12 protein-coding genes and 1 pseudogene are annotated in these 14,043 nt (G+C 74.3%); 4 read left to right on the top strand and 9 right to left on the bottom strand.

Annotated features, from left to right (window positions below; genetic code table 11):
- Positions 1–83: 83 nt before the first annotated feature.
- The 4 genes from ABZ861_RS08755 to argH form a co-directional block, all read right to left on the bottom strand.
- Positions 84–1,598, bottom strand: a complete 1,515-nt coding sequence (locus ABZ861_RS08755; protein WP_361625936.1) for an MFS transporter — start codon at positions 1,596–1,598, stop codon at positions 84–86.
- Positions 1,595–2,146 (bottom strand): helix-turn-helix domain-containing protein, encoded by a 552-nt coding sequence (locus ABZ861_RS08750; protein ID WP_361625933.1) that lies wholly within the window; start codon positions 2,144–2,146, stop codon positions 1,595–1,597. The genes ABZ861_RS08755 and ABZ861_RS08750 overlap by 4 nt, the downstream gene beginning before the upstream one ends.
- A gap of 219 nt (positions 2,147–2,365) precedes the next feature.
- Positions 2,366–3,337 carry an aldo/keto reductase gene (locus ABZ861_RS08745; RefSeq protein WP_361625930.1) on the bottom strand — a complete coding sequence of 324 codons (972 nt, stop codon included), beginning with the start codon at positions 3,335–3,337 and terminating at the stop codon, positions 2,366–2,368.
- A 206-nt stretch (positions 3,338–3,543) separates the two neighbouring features.
- Positions 3,544–4,971: an argininosuccinate lyase gene (gene argH, locus ABZ861_RS08740; RefSeq protein WP_361625927.1), complete on the bottom strand. Its 1,428-nt coding sequence runs from the start codon at positions 4,969–4,971 to the stop codon at positions 3,544–3,546.
- A gap of 177 nt (positions 4,972–5,148) precedes the next feature.
- Here argH and ABZ861_RS08735 point away from each other — a divergent pair, with 177 nt between their 5' ends.
- The 4 genes and pseudogenes from ABZ861_RS08735 (at position 5,149) to ABZ861_RS08720 (ending at position 8,553) form a co-directional block, all read left to right on the top strand.
- Positions 5,149–5,760: a pyridoxamine 5'-phosphate oxidase family protein gene (locus tag ABZ861_RS08735; RefSeq protein ID WP_361625924.1), complete on the top strand. Its 612-nt coding sequence runs from the start codon at positions 5,149–5,151 to the stop codon at positions 5,758–5,760.
- A gap of 133 nt (positions 5,761–5,893) precedes the next feature.
- A complete protein-coding gene (locus ABZ861_RS08730; RefSeq protein WP_361625921.1) occupies positions 5,894–7,276 on the top strand; it encodes a ferredoxin reductase family protein in 1,383 nt (460 codons plus the stop codon).
- 28 nt (positions 7,277–7,304) lie between these two features.
- A pseudogene (locus tag ABZ861_RS08725) lies at positions 7,305–7,760 on the top strand (FMN-binding protein); the annotation flags it as partial.
- 55 nt (positions 7,761–7,815) lie between these two features.
- A complete protein-coding gene (locus ABZ861_RS08720; RefSeq protein WP_361625918.1) occupies positions 7,816–8,553 on the top strand; it encodes an FAD:protein FMN transferase in 738 nt (245 codons plus the stop codon).
- 258 nt (positions 8,554–8,811) lie between these two features.
- On the opposite strand, the gene ABZ861_RS08715 is transcribed toward ABZ861_RS08720, so the two are convergent.
- Genes ABZ861_RS08715 through argC form a run of 5 tightly spaced genes read right to left on the bottom strand, consistent with a single transcriptional unit; the run spans position 8,812 to position 13,798 of the window.
- Entirely contained in the window at positions 8,812–9,369 is a 558-nt protein-coding gene (locus ABZ861_RS08715) for an arginine repressor (protein ID WP_361625915.1), read from the bottom strand.
- A gap of 19 nt (positions 9,370–9,388) precedes the next feature.
- Positions 9,389–10,720, bottom strand: coding sequence for an acetylornithine transaminase (locus ABZ861_RS08710; protein ID WP_361625912.1), 1,332 nt, complete (start codon positions 10,718–10,720; stop codon positions 9,389–9,391).
- Entirely contained in the window at positions 10,717–11,625 is a 909-nt protein-coding gene (gene argB, locus ABZ861_RS08705; protein ID WP_361625909.1) for an acetylglutamate kinase, read from the bottom strand. Before argB ends, ABZ861_RS08710 begins: the two co-directional genes overlap by 4 nt.
- The gene (gene argJ, locus ABZ861_RS08700; protein ID WP_361625906.1) at positions 11,622–12,773 is read right to left on the bottom strand and encodes a bifunctional glutamate N-acetyltransferase/amino-acid acetyltransferase ArgJ; all 1,152 of its coding nucleotides are present in this window, start codon (positions 12,771–12,773) and stop codon (positions 11,622–11,624) included. Before argJ ends, argB begins: the two co-directional genes overlap by 4 nt.
- Complete coding sequence (gene argC, locus ABZ861_RS08695; protein WP_361625903.1) at positions 12,770–13,798, bottom strand: N-acetyl-gamma-glutamyl-phosphate reductase; 1,029 nt, start codon at positions 13,796–13,798, stop codon at positions 12,770–12,772. Before argC ends, argJ begins: the two co-directional genes overlap by 4 nt.
- Positions 13,799–14,043 lie beyond the last annotated feature (245 nt).

Here is a 14,043-nt window from a genome sequence, read left to right as displayed (position 1 = left end):
GGGCTCCGTCCACTCGGCGGCCGTGCGGCCGCGCGCCCGCGCGCTTCCCGCCCCGCGGTCCACGGACCGTGGGGCGGTCGGCTTCACAGCTTCTGGCCCTTCAGCAGGAACCAGGCCGCCGCGGCGGTGGCGAGCAGCACGGCGGCGCCCGTGCCGCAGGCCAGGTGCAGGCCGTGCACGAACGACTCGCGCGCCGCGGTCAGCAGCGCGCCGCCCGCGCCGCCCGGCAGGCCGGCCGCCGCCTCCACCGCGCCGCCCAGCGACTCGCGGGCCTGGGGCGGCGTCCCGGCGGGACCGGTGAAGTCACGGTAGGCGGCGGTCACGACCGAGCCCAGCAGGGCGATGCCCAGGGCCGCGCCGAGTTCGTAGGCCGTCTCGGAGACCGCCGAGGCCGCGCCCGCCTGCTCCTTGGGGACGCTCGCCAGGATCACGTCGGCGGTGACGGTGAAGGAGAACCCCGCGCCCACGCCGACCACCAGCAGGGCGGTCCCCAGCAGCGGGTAGCCGGTGGTGCGTTCGAGGGTCGTCAGCGCGGCCAGCGCCCCTCCGACGGCGGCCAGGCCGCCGGAGACCACGGCGCGGACCGAGAGGCGCCGGGCGGCCCGGCCGGCCGCCAGACCGGCGGCCACCGCGCCCGCGGCCGCGGGCAGCTCGGCCAGCCCGGCCTCGAACGGTCCCCGTCCCTGCACCAGTTGCAGGTACTGGGAGAGGAAGAACACCAGCCCGGACATGCCGAGCACGGTCAGCAGGTCGGCCAGGACGGCGCCGCTGAAGCCGCGGTCGCCGAACAGCCTGACGTCCAGCAGCGGATGGGGCAGCGCCCGCTGCCTGCGCACGAACCAGTACAGCGCGGCCGCCCCGGCGGCGCCGGCGGCGAGGGCCGTCCCGGAGACTCCGCGGGCCGCGGTCTCCTTGATCGCGTACACGACGGCGATCACGCCGACCAGCGACAGCAGCACGCTCATCAGGTCCCACGGACCCGGCGCCGGGGTGCGCGACTCGGGCAGCAGCCGGGCCCCGACCAGGACGAGGACCGCCATCACGGGCAGGTTGATCAGGAAGACCGAGCCCCACCAGAAGTGCTGGAGCAGGAAGCCGCCCGCGATCGGCCCCACGGCCGTGCCGGCGGAGGCGGTCGCACCCCAGACGCCGACCGCGATGCTCCGCTCGCGCGGGTCGTGGAACAGGTTGCGGATCAGGGCGAGCGTGGCGGGCATCAGGGTCGCGCCCGCGACGCCGAGCAGGGCGCGGGCCAGGATCATCAGGCCGGGCGTGCTCGCGTACGCGTTGAGCACGGACACGGCGCCGAACGCCGCGGCGCCGGTCAGCAGGACGCGCTTGCGGCCGACGCGGTCGCCCAGGCTGCCCATGGAGACGAGCAGACCCGCGATGACGAACGAGTAGACGTCGCCGATCCACAGCAATTGGGTGCCCGAGGGCTTCAGGTCCTCGCTGAGGTACGGGGTCGCGAGACCGAGGACGGTCGCGTCCACGGCCACCAGCAGCACGGCGAGGACGAGGACGGCGAGCGCGAGCCATCGGCCCGGACGCTGCTCCGTGTCCCCCGTCGCGGCCGCCGGCCGCAGGGTGCCGGTCATGATTCCTCTCTCCGCAGTGCGCCGCCGAGCAGCAGCTCGACGATCATGTGGGTGAAGTCCCGGGAGGCGACGCGTCCCTCCGACACCGCCCAGGCGCCGGAGGCCAGCAGGCCCCACAGCGCCTCGGTGAGCCAGGCGGGGGTCAGGTCGATGCGGAACTCGCCGGCCGCCTGACCGCGCCGGAACAGCGCCGCGACGGGGGCGTCGAGCCGGGCCCAGCCCTCGTTCTGCCCCTCGCCCTCGAACAACTGGTTCTCGGTGTAGAGGAAGGACAGCAGGGCGGCGGCCGGTTCGATCGCCCGCACCAGGCGCCGTACGGCCTCGCGTGCGGGTCCTTCCTCCAGCCGGGCGGCCTCCAGCGCGGCCTCGCACTCGGCGAGCCCCAGCGACTCCAGCGCCCGCACCAGGGCGTCCCGTCCGGCGAAGTGCCGGTGCAGCGTGGCCCGGCTGACGCCGGCCGCCTTGGCCACCTCGTCCATGGTCGCGGTGGCTTTACGGGTCAGCAGGGCCGCGGCGCTGCGCAGCACGAGGTCACGGTCCAGAGGCATGAGACAAGTGTAAGCTTTTTGAGACGTCAGTGTCTCATTCGGGGCGTGAGCGGCTCAGTTCGACGGGCGTCAGTCAGCGCCGGGGCAGGCGGCGGCGTCAGGGCGGCCATCAGCGGCCAGGGCTTGTGTCAGTGCGAGGGCGGGCGTCAGTGCTCAGGGCGTGCGTCAGTGCCAGGGCAGACGTCAATGCGGGCGTAGGCGTCAGTGCGACGGCGTATGTCAGTGCCAGGGCAGGCGTGCGCGCCGCTCCCAGTACGCGGCGGGCGCCTCGGCCAGGGCGGCGAGGCGGTCCCGTTGGCCGTCGTCGAGGTCGACGACCGCGGCGTGCAGGTTGGAGGCGAGCTGGCCGGTGGTCGCGGCGCCGGAGAGGACGACGCCGGTCCAGGGCTGGCAGAGCACGAGCGCGAGCGCGACCGCGTCGCAGCTCGCCCCGGTCTCCTCGGCCACCGTCTTCAGGGCGTCCGGCGCGTGGGGCGCGGCGAGCCGCCCGTTGGCCATGCCCTCCTTCACGATCACCGTGAGCCCCGCGTCGTGCGCCTCGGCGAGGGCCGCGGCGGCGGAGGTCTCCAGGGCGTTGTACGTCGACTGGACGGTGCGGAAGAGGGGTTCGCCGCCGACGGTCACGGCGAGGGCCGCGCGGATCGCGTCGGCCTGGGCGGGGCCGCTGGTGGAGAAGCCGACGGTGACGCCCCGCGCGGCGGCCTCGGCGAGCGAAGCATGCAGCTCGCGGTCGGTGAGGGCGGGGCTGTCGGGGGTCACCGAGTGGATCTGGTAGAGGTCGAGCCGGTCGCCGAGCAGGGCCGCGGTCTCGGCGCGCTGGCGCTCGTAGGCCGCCGGGGAGTGGTCCTTGACCTCGTGCCGCTCGGCGTCGGCGCTCCAGCCGGCGGTGTAGGTGTAGCCCCACTTGCTGCCGACCACCACGTCGTCGGCGTCGGGGCGGCCGTCCAGCCAGTCGGCGAGGAACTCCTCGGAGCGGCCGTAGGAGCGGGCGGCGTCGACGTAGCGCACGCCCTGGGCGTAGGCGGCGTCGAGAAGGTCGCGGGTCCGCTCGCGCAGGGCGTCGACCGTGCGGTCGGCGGGCAGGTCGCGGTCGCGGCCGAGGGTGATGTACCCGGGGCGCCCGACGGCGGCCAGGCCCAGGCCGAGGCGGCAGGTGGGCGTGGTCGCCGAGGCCAGTCGGGCGAAGGACATCGCGGGCTCCGTCTCGTCGGTTCCGTGCGGCTGTCGACCGATCTAGGGCGCGCTTCGGAAGTCCCGTCTGCCCTGCGGGCGGACGGGACCACTATCGAAACACGCCCTGGTGCGGTGGCCGAATCCAGTGCTGTGGCCGAACAGGCGTGCCGGTGAGCCTCTCCGGCCGCAGCGCCGGCCGCGACGCCCTGCTCGCGTGCGGCCGGCTACCTCCGGGCGTCCGCCCAGGCGTGCTGCGCGGCGACGTCCGCCTTGACCTCGGCGAGCTGCACCGCGACGGCCGCGGGGGCGGTGCCGCCGCGGCCGTCGCGCGAGGCGAGCGCGCCGGGCACGTCGAGCACGGTGCGCACCTCGGGGGTCAGGTGGGCGGAGATCTTCGCGAACTGCTCGTCAGTCAGCTCGTCCAGCTCCTTGCCCTCGGCCTCGGCGGCCTTCACGCACTCGCCCGCGACCTCGTGCGCCACCCGGAACGGCACGCCCTGCCGCACCAGCCACTCGGCGATGTCGGTGGCCAGGGAGAATCCGGCCGGCGCCAGCTCCTCCAGGCGCTCGCGGTGGACCGTGAGGGTGGCGAGCATGCCCGTGAAGGCGGGCAGCAGCACCTCCAACTGGTCGCAGGAGTCGAAGACCGGCTCCTTGTCCTCCTGGAGGTCGCGGTTGTAGGCGAGCGGGAGGGCCTTGAGGGTGGCGAGGAGGCCGGTGAGGTTGCCGATCAGCCGGCCCGACTTGCCGCGGGCCAGCTCGGCGATGTCCGGGTTCTTCTTCTGCGGCATGATCGAGGAGCCGGTGGAGAAGGCGTCGTGCAGGGTCACGAAGGAGAACTCCTTCGTGTTCCAGAGGATGATCTCCTCGGCGATCCGGGACAGGTCCACGCCGATCATCGCGGTGACGAAGGCGAACTCCGCGGCGAAGTCACGGGAGGCCGTCCCGTCGATGGAGTTGCCGACGCTGCCGCGCTCGAAGCCCAGGTCGCGTGCCACCGCCTCGGGGTCCAGCCCGAGCGAGGAGCCGGCCAGGGCGCCCGAGCCGTAGGGCGAGACGGCCGTGCGCTCGTCCCACTGGCGCAGCCGCTCCGCGTCCCGGGCGAGGGACTGCGCGTGCGCGAGGACGTGGTGCGCGAAGAGGACGGGCTGGGCGTGCTGGAGGTGGGTGCGGCCGGGCATCGCCAGGTCCGGGTGGGCCTCGGCGAGGCCGATCAGCGCGTCCTGGAGGTCGGCGATCAGGGCGCCCAGGATCCGGGCGTGGTCGCGCAGGTACATGCGGAAGAGGGTGGCGACCTGGTCGTTGCGCGAGCGGCCGGCGCGCAGCTTGCCGCCCAGCTCGGGGCCCAGGCGCTCCAGCAGGCCGCGCTCCAGGGCGGTGTGCACGTCCTCGTCGGCGACCGTGCCGGTGAACGAGCCGTCCGCCACGTCCGCCTCCAGCCGGTCCAGTCCGGCGAGCATCCGGGTCAGCTCGTCCTCGGTGAGCAGTCCGGCGCGGTGCAGCACGCGGGCGTGGGCGCGGGAGCCGGCGAGGTCGTAGGGCGCGAGCCGCCAGTCGAAGTGGACGGACGCGGACAGCTTGGCCAGGGCCTCGGCGGGACCGTCGGCGAAACGGCCGCCCCAGAGCCGGACGTCGCCGCTGTTGCTGCTCACTTGCGTGCTCCTCGCGATGGCGGTGGGTGACCGGGCGTGCGCGTCAGGCTACGCCTGAAGAGACCCGCACGGCTTGCATGATTATGCAAGGTGACGCATGGATCGTCAATCGCCGGTCTCCCCCGCGCTTCCGGCTCCTTGAGCCAGGCGGACGGGAATCCGGGAGAATCACCGGACATGGGAAAGACGTACGAACGCATCGACGGCAGGCTCCGCACGTTCATCGAGGAGCAGCCCCTGTTCTTCACCGCCACCGCCCCGCTCTCCCCGGACGGCACGGTCAACCTCTCCCCCAAGGGACTCAAGGGATCCTTCGCCGTGCTCGACGAGCACACCGTGGCCTACCTGGACTTCGCCGGGTCCAACGCGGAGACCGTCGCCCACCTGCGGGAGAACGGCCGGATCACCCTGATGTGGTGCGCCTTCCAGGGACCGCCGAACATCGTGCGCGTGCACGGGCGGGGCGAGCCGGTCTTCCGCGACGACCCGCGCCTGCCCGGACTCCTCGCCCGCTTCCCGGACCTCGACGCCACCCCGCACGGGCTGCGCGCGGTCATCGTCGTGCACGCCGAACTGGTCCGGGACACCTGCGGCTACGCGGTCCCGCTCATGGCCTACGAGGAGGACCGCGACCTGCACGCCCGGCGCTTCGCCCGCGAGGACGACGCCTCGCTGAATGACTACTTCGCCAAGAAGGACCACGTGGCGGTCAGCCTGGACGGGCTGCCCGGACTCCCGCTGCCGCTGCCGCCGTCCCCCGCCGCCGGGACGCCCGCCACCGCGACGTGACCGCCTCCCGCGGGCGACCGCGAGACCCCGGCCGCCTCGCGCGTCGCCCGCGCTGAACGCACCGCCGCCGTGGCACGTACTGCAAGGCCGGGAGGCCACGCCGCCCGCCCCTTGCCCCGTCCACGGAGGAACCGTGACCACCACGCTCGCAGGAGGCCGCGCCGCCCGGCGCCAGACGATGCGCCGGATCCGGCCGCGCCGCTCCCCCGCCGTCCCGCTGCTGCTCGCCGTGGGAGCGGGCGCGGCGGGCGTGCTCTGGCTGTGGTGGACGAACACCCCGTCGATCGCCGACACCACCGGGCGGATCCTGGGCGCGGGCCGGATCACCGGGCTGCTCGCCGGGTACCTGATGGCGCTGGTCGTGCTCCAGATGGCCCGGGTGCCCGCGCTGGAGCGGCGGGTCGGCTCCGACCGGGTCGCCCGCTGGCACGCGATGAGCGGGCGGTACACGCTCACCCTCGTCCTCGCGCACGTGTTCCTCGTCATGTGGGGCTACGCGCGCCAGGCGGGCAGGCCGCTGGGCCAGATCGTGCAGCAGACCGTCGACTCCGTCGAGCATCTGCCCGACATGGGCAAGGCCGCCGTCGGCGCCGGGCTGCTCACAGCGATCGGGCTGGTCTCCATGGGCCCGGTGCGCCGCCGGATGCCGTACGACACCTGGTACTACATGCACCTGTTCACCTACGCGGCGGTGTTCCTGACGTTCTGGCACCAGATCGCCGACGGCAACGACTTCGCCGTGGCGCCGGCCGCGAAGACCTTCTGGTACGGGCTGTACGGCGCGGTGACCGCCCTGGCCCTCTGGTACCGGGTGCTCACCCCGATCCGGATGAACGTCAAACACCGGATGCGGGTGGAGGCCGTGGTCGAGGAGGCGCCCGGGATCGTGTCGGTGCTGATCAGCGGGCGCAAGCTGCACCGGATGGGCGCGCAGGCCGGGCAGTTCTTCCGGTGGCGGTTCCTCGCCCCGGGCATGCGCTTCAGCTCGCACCCCTACTCGCTGTCGGCGGCGCCCCGGCCGGAGCGGCTGCGCATCACCGTCAAGGCCATCGGCGACCACAGCGCCCGGCTGCGCGAGCTGCGCCCGGGGACCCGCGTGTGGGCCGAGGGGCCCTACGGCGCGCTGACCGCGGCCCGGCGCAGCCGCGGCAAGGTGCTGCTGGTCGCGGGCGGGGTCGGGATCACGCCGATGCGGGCGCTGTTCGAGACGCTGCCCGGCGCCGCCGGTGACATCACCCTGCTCTACCGGGCCAACAGCACCCAGGACCTGGCCCTGTGGGACGAGCTGGCGAAGATCGCCGAGGAGCGCGGCGCCCGGCTCATGTACGCGGTCAACAGCCCCGGGGGCGAACGCCCCGACATCTCCGCCGAGTCCCTGCGGCGGAAGATCGCCGACGTCGACCGGCACGACGTCTTCCTGTGCGGGCCGCCCGGCTTCGCCCAGTCGGTGTACGAGGCACTGCGCGGCGCGGGGGTCCCCGCCCGGCGCATCCATCACGAGTCGTTCGAGATGTGAGCGACGGTACGTCAGGAGCTGCACAGCCATGAGGAAGAGCCACCCCCTGCGCCGCGCGGTGCTCGCGGGCGCCGCCACCGTGTCCGGGATCGTGCTGCTGCTGTCGCTGAAACCGGCGTCCGGGCCGGCCTCCGACGCGGCGGCCGGTCCGGCGCCGCAGCGGACCGCGGCGGCCAACGAGTCGCCGCAGGGCGGCAGCGGCGCGCAGCGCACCGGCGCGCGGACCGTGACCGGCGACGCGGCGCAGACCCAGTACGGCATCGTGCAGGTCCGGCTGACGGTGAGCGACGGGAAGATCGTCCGGTCCGAGGCGGTCCAGGCGCCCAAGGGCGGCCTCAGCGACCAGAAGACCGCCATGGCCGTGCCCCGGCTGAACCGGGAGGCGGTCGCCGCGCAGAGCGCGGACATCGACGCGGTGTCCGGGGCGACGTACACCAGCGGCGGCTACCAGCGGTCGCTTCAGTCGGCGCTGGACCGGGTCCGTGGCTGAGGCGGCGCCGCCGCGTGCTCCCGCCGCGGTGCGTCACGTGGAGGAGGTCATGGGGACGGTCTTCTCCTTCGACGTCCGCGGCGGGGACCCGGAGGCGGTCGGGGCCGCGCTGCGCGAGGCGGCCGCCGGACTGCACCGGGTCGACGAGGTGTTCAGCACCTACCGCGACGACAGCCAGATCTCCCGGCTGGCCCGCGGCGAGCTGACCGTGGAGGACTGCGATCCGGAGGTCGCCGAGGTGCTGCGGCTGGGCACCGTGGCGGAGCGGGTCAGCGGGGGCTGGTTCGGCATGCGGCACCGGGGCCCGCTGGATCCGACCGGGATCGTCAAGGGCTGGGCGGCCGAACGCGCGGCCCGGCGGATCGCGGCGGCCGGAGCGAGCGGGGTAAGCGTGAACGGCGGCGGGGACGTGCAGTTGCTGGGTTCGCCCGAGGCGGACCGGCCCTGGCGGATCGGGGTGTCCGATCCGCTGCGTCCGGGCGCGCTGGCGGCGGTGGTGTCCGCGGCCGGCGTCGGGGAGCTGGCCGTGGCCACCTCCGGCACGGCCGAGCGCGGCGCCCACATCCACGACCCGCACACCGGCCGTCCCGCGCTGACCGACCTGGTGTCGGCGACCGTGATCGCGCCCCGGCTGACCTGGGCCGACTGCTGGGCGACGGCCGCGTTCGCCCGGGGGGCGCGGGACGCCCTGCGCTGGCTCCAGGCACTCCCCGGGGCGGAGGCCCTGCTGATCACCGCGGACGGCGAGGTGCACTGCACAGACGGTCTCGCCGCCCGGCTCGGGTGAGCTGTGCGGCTCGGCTTACCCGGCTGCGCGGCCGGGTGAGCCGTGCGGTTCGGCTTACCCGCCTGCGCGGCTCGGGGAGCCGCCCGCCCGGGTCGGCTGACACGCCTTCCCGGTCGGGTGACCCGTCCGCCGGGCTCGGCTGACACGCGCGGCTCGGGTGATGCCGCTGCCCAGCTTGGCTGACGTACCCGCCCGGCTCGGCTGACCCGCCCGCGCGGGCCCTGCCGGCGCGACCCGCCCCGGGGCCCCGGGGCGCGTTCAGTGTCCGTTCTGGGCCAGTCGCAGCAGGTGGTCGGCCAAGGCCTGGCCGCCGTTCGGGTCCCGGCTGATCAGCAGCAGCGTGTCGTCGCCCGCGATGGTGCCGAGGATGTCGTGCAGCTCGGCCTGGTCGATCGCGGACGCCAGGAACTGCGCCGCCCCCGGCGGCGTGCGCAGCACCACGAGGTTGGCAGAGACCTCCGCGGAGATCAGCAGCTCCTGGGAGAGCCGCCGCATCCGCTCCTCCTTCGCCGACTCCCCCAGCGGCGCGCGCGGGGTGCGGAAGCCGCCCTCGCTGGGCACCGCGTAGATGAGGTCGCCTTCGGTGTCGCGGATCTTCACCGCGTTCAGCTCGTCCAGGTCCCGGGAGAGCGTCGCCTGGGTGACGCTCAGCCCGTCGTCGGCGAGGAGCTTGGCCAACTGGCTCTGCGAGCGCACCGGCTGGCGGTTGAGGATGTCCACGATCCGGCGGTGGCGCGCGGTGCGGGTCTGCGGCACGGCGGCCCCGCCCGCCCCGGCGTCGGCGGCGGCGTCCTGGTGATCCTGTGCCTGGCTCATCCTCGTCCCATTCTCCGGATCATCCGACCCCCTCGGCCCGCTCGGCCCCTTCGGCCCCCTTGGCTTCGTCAGCCCCGGCGACCCCAGCAGCCCCAGCAGCCCCGGCGGCCCCAGCAGCCCCGGCGGCCCCAGCAGCCCCGGCAGCCCCGGCAGCCCCGGCAGCCCCGGCAGCCCCGGCAGCCCCGGCAAGGATGCCGGGCAGCGCCCCGAGGAACGCGTCCACCGCGTCGTCGCCGAGGTTCAGCGGGGGCATCAGCCGTACGACGTCGGGGGCGGGCGCGTTCACCAGGAACCCGGCCTCCTGGGCCGCCTGCTGCACATGTGGCGCGTGCGGTCCGGTGAGCACGATACCCAGGAGCAGGCCGGCGCCCCGCACGTGGTCGACCAGCGGGTGGCCCGCGGACTCCACGCCCTCGCGCAGCCGCTCGCCCTGCCGCTTGACGTTCTCCAGCAGCCCCTCGCCGGCGATGGCGTCGAGCACGGCGAGTCCGGCGGCGCAGGCCACCGGGTTGCCGCCGAAGGTCGTGCCGTGCTGGCCCGGCTGGAACAGGTCGGCGGCGCGGCCGAAGGCGACGACGGCGCCCAGCGGCAGCCCGCCGCCGAGCCCCTTGGCCAGCGTGACCACGTCCGGGAGGACGCCCTCGTGCGCCTGGTAGGCGAACCAGTGCCCGGTCCGCCCGACGCCGGTCTGCACCTCGTCGAGCACGAGCAGCGCGCCGGTGGCCGCCGTGATCGCCCGAGCCGCCTTCAGATAGCCGGGCGGGGGCGGCACGACGCCGTTCTCGCCCTGGATCGGCTCGATGACGACGAGGGCCGTCTCCTCGGTGACGGCGGCGGCCAGCGCCTGGGCGTCGCCGTAGGGCACGTGGGTGACGTCGCCGGGCAGCGGCAGGAACGGCGCCTGCTTGCCGGGCTGGCCGGTGAGCGCGAGGGCGCCCATGGTGCGGCCGTGGAAGCCGCCCTGGGCGGCGACCATGTGCCGGCGGCCGGTCAGCCGGCCGATCTTGACGGCGCCCTCGTTGGCCTCGGCCCCGGAGTTGCAGAAGAAGACCCTGCCGTTGCGGCCGAAGAGCTGGAGCAGCCGTTCGGCGAGAGCGACGGGCGGCTCGGCCACGAACAGGTTGGAGACGTGCCCGAGGGAGGCGATCTGCCGGCTGACGGCCTCGACCACGGCGGGGTGGGCGTGGCCGAGCGCGTTGACCGCGATGCCGCCGACGAAGTCCAGGTACTCCTTGCCGTCGGCGTCCCACAGCCGGGCGCCCTCGCCGCGCACCAGGGGCAGCCGCGGGGTGCCGTAGTTGTTCATGAGCGCGCCCTGCCAGCGCGCGGTCAGCTCCTGGTTGCCCGTCATGACGACGCCCCCTCTGCGCTGTCGGGCACGACCATGGTGCCGATGCCCTCGTCGGTGAAGATCTCCAGCAGGATCGAGTGCTGCACCCGGCCGTCGATCACGCGGGCCGTGCGGACGCCGTTGCGGACGGCGTGCAGGCAGCCCTGCATCTTCGGCGCCATGCCGGAGGACAGCTCCGGCAGCAGTTTTTCGAGCTGGGTCGCGGTGAGCCGGCTGATCACCTCCTCGGAGCGCGGCCAGTCCTCGTAGAGGCCCTCGACGTCCGTGAGGACCATGAGGGTCTCGGCGCCCAGCGCAGCAGCGAGTGCCGCAGCCGCCGTATCAGCATTGACGTTGTAGACATGTCCGTCGTCCTCGGAGCGGGCGATCGAGGAGACGACCGGGATGCGGCCGTCGGCGAGCAGCGCCTCGATGGCGCCGGTGTCCAGGGCGGTGATCTGGCCGACCCGCCCGAGGTCGACCGGCGTCCCGTCGATCTCGGGGGTGTGCTTGACGGCGGTGATGGTGTGCGCGTCCTCGCCGGTCAGGCCGACCGCGAGCGGGCCGTGCCGGTTGAGCAGGCCGACCAGCTCGCGCTGCACCTGCCCGGCCAGCACCATGCGCACGACGTCCATGGCGTCCTCGGTGGTGACCCTCAGCCCCGCCCTGAACTCGCTGACGATGCCGTGCCGGTCGAGGGCGGCGCTGATCTGGGGGCCGCCGCCGTGCACCACGACGGGCTTGAGCCCGGCGTGCCGCAGGAAGACGACGTCCTGGGCGAAGGCGGCCTTCAGCTCCTCGTCGACCATGGCGTTGCCGCCGAACTTGATGACGACGGTCTTGCCGTGGTGCCGGGTGAGCCAGGGCAGCGCCTCGACGAGGGTCTGGGCCTTGGGCAGGGCGGTGTGCCTGCGTGTGCCGCTCATGAGGAGTACGCGCTGTTCTCGTGGACGTAGTCCGCGGTGAGGTCGTTGGTCCAGACGGTCGCGGTCTGGGACCCGGCCGCGAGGTCGGCGACGATGTGCACCTCGCGGTAGCGCATGTCGACCAGGTCGCGGTCCTCGCCGACGCCGCCGTTCTTGCACACCCAGACGCCGTTGACGGCGACGTTGAGCTGGTCGGGCTCGAAGGCGGCGGAGGTGGTGCCGATCGCGGACAGCACGCGGCCCCAGTTGGGGTCCTCGCCGTGCACGGCGCACTTGAGGAGGTTGCTGCGGGCGACGGCGCGGCCCACCTCCACGGCGTCGTCCTCGGTCGCGGCGTTGATCACCTCGACCTTGATGTCCTTGGTGGCGCCCTCGGCGTCGCGGATGAGCTGCTGGCCGAGGTCGTCGCAGACGGCCCGTACGGCCTCGGCGAAGTCACCGTGGTCCGGGGCGATCCCGGCGGCCCCGGAGGCGAGCAGCAGGACGGTGTCGTTGGTGGACATGCAGCCGTCGGAGTCGAGGCGGTCGAAGGTGACCCGAGCGGCGGCGCGCAGGGCCAGGTCCAGGGCGTCGCCGTCGAGGTCGGCGTCGGTGGTGAGGACGACGAGCATGGTGGCCAGGCCCGGGGCGAGCATGCCGGCGCCCTTGGCCATGCCGCCGACGGTCCAGCCGTCCCGGGTGACGACGGCGGTCTTGTGGACGGTGTCGGTGGTCTTGATGGCGATGGCGGCCTTCTCGCCGCCGTGCTCGGAGAGCTGGGCGGCGGCCGTCTCCACGCCCGGCAGCAGCTTGTCCATGGGGAGCGGGACGCCGATCAGGCCGGTGGAGCAGACGGCGACCTCGACGGCGCCGCGGCCGAGCGCCTCGGCGGTCTTCTCGGCGGTGGCGTGCGTGTCCTGGAAGCCCTGGGGGCCCGTGCAGGCGTTGGCGCCGCCCGAGTTGAGGACGACGGCGGACACCTGGCCGCTGCGGACCGCCTGCTCCGACCAGAGCACAGGGGCGGCCTTGACGCGGTTGGCGGTGAAGACTCCCGCGGCGGCGCGGCGGGGCCCGGTGTTGACCACGAGGGCCAGGTCCGGGGCGCCGTTGTCCTTGATCCCGGCGGCGATCCCCGCGGCCTGGAATCCCTTGGCTGCCGTGACGCTCACGGTGCGACTCCGATCGTGGAAAGTCCGGTGCTCTCGTCGAGCCCGAGGGCGATGTTCATGCTCTGCACGGCGCCGCCTGCGGTGCCCTTGGTCAGGTTGTCCAGGGCGCTGATCGCGATGACGCGGTGTGCGCTCTCGTCGAGGGCCACCTGGATGTGGACGGCGTTGGAGCCGTGCACCGAGGCGGTGGCGGGCCACTGGCCCTCGGGCAGCAGGCGGACGAAGGGCTCGTCGGCGTACGCCTTCTCGTACGCGGCGCGCACGGTCTCGGCGGTGACGCCGTGGCGGGCCTTGGCGCTGCACGTGGCGAGGATGCCGCGGGGCATCGGGGCGAGGGTCGGGGTGAAGGAGACGGTGACCGGCTCGCCGGCCGCCGCGGTGAGGTTCTGCGTCATCTCGGGGGTGTGCCGGTGCACGCCGCCGACGCCGTAGGGGGACATGGAGCCCATGACCTCGGCCCCGAGCAGGTGGGGCCTGGGCGACTTGCCCGCGCCGGAGCTGCCGGAGGCGGCGACGATCACGGCCTCGTGCTCGACGAGCCCGGCGGCGTAGGCCGGGACCAGGGCGAGGGAGGCGGCGGTCGGGTAGCAGCCGGGCACCGCGATGCGCTTGGACCCCTCCAGCGCGGCGCGGGCGCCCGGAAGTTCGGGAAGCCCGTAGGGCCAGGTCCCGGCGTGCGGGGAGCTGTAGAAGCGCTCCCAGTCCGCCGGGTTCCGCAGCCGGAAGTCGGCGCCCATGTCGACGACCAGGACGTCGGGGCCGAGCTGCTCGGCGACGGCCGCGGACTGGCCGTGCGGCAGGGCGAGGAAGACGACGTCGTGCCCGGCGAGCGTGTGCGCGCCGGTCTCGGCGAGCACCCGGTCGGCCAGCGGCGCCAGGTGCGGCTGGAGCGCGCCCAGGCGCTGCCCGGCGCTGGAGTCGCCGGTCAGCGCGCCGATCTCGGCCTCGGGGTGCCCGAGCAGCAGCCGCAGCACCTCGCCGCCCGCGTACCCACTCGCGCCGGCGACCGCCACACGTACAGCCATGAGCCCTCCTCGTCGATGGCATGACTATACGTATCGTCGCAGTTTTATGCAATGAGTCGGGCTGCGCCCGTCACGGCGTGCGTGACGGAGCGCCCCGTCGGCGAGTGAGGGGTTGGGTCGGCGAGCTGGGCGTGTGGGTTTTCGGCGGTCTGAGCCCAGTTCCTGACGGTGCACGGGGCGGGGGAGCAAGCGCCTTGGGTGATCGGCCGGGAGAGGGGAGGCGACGGCGAGTCGTGTGCGTCCGC

It is taken from the genome of Streptomyces sp. NPDC046985 (genome assembly GCF_040644415.1).
Classification (GTDB): Bacteria; Actinomycetota; Actinomycetes; order Streptomycetales; family Streptomycetaceae; genus Streptomyces.
This window is presented reverse-complemented; position numbering and strand designations above follow the sequence as displayed.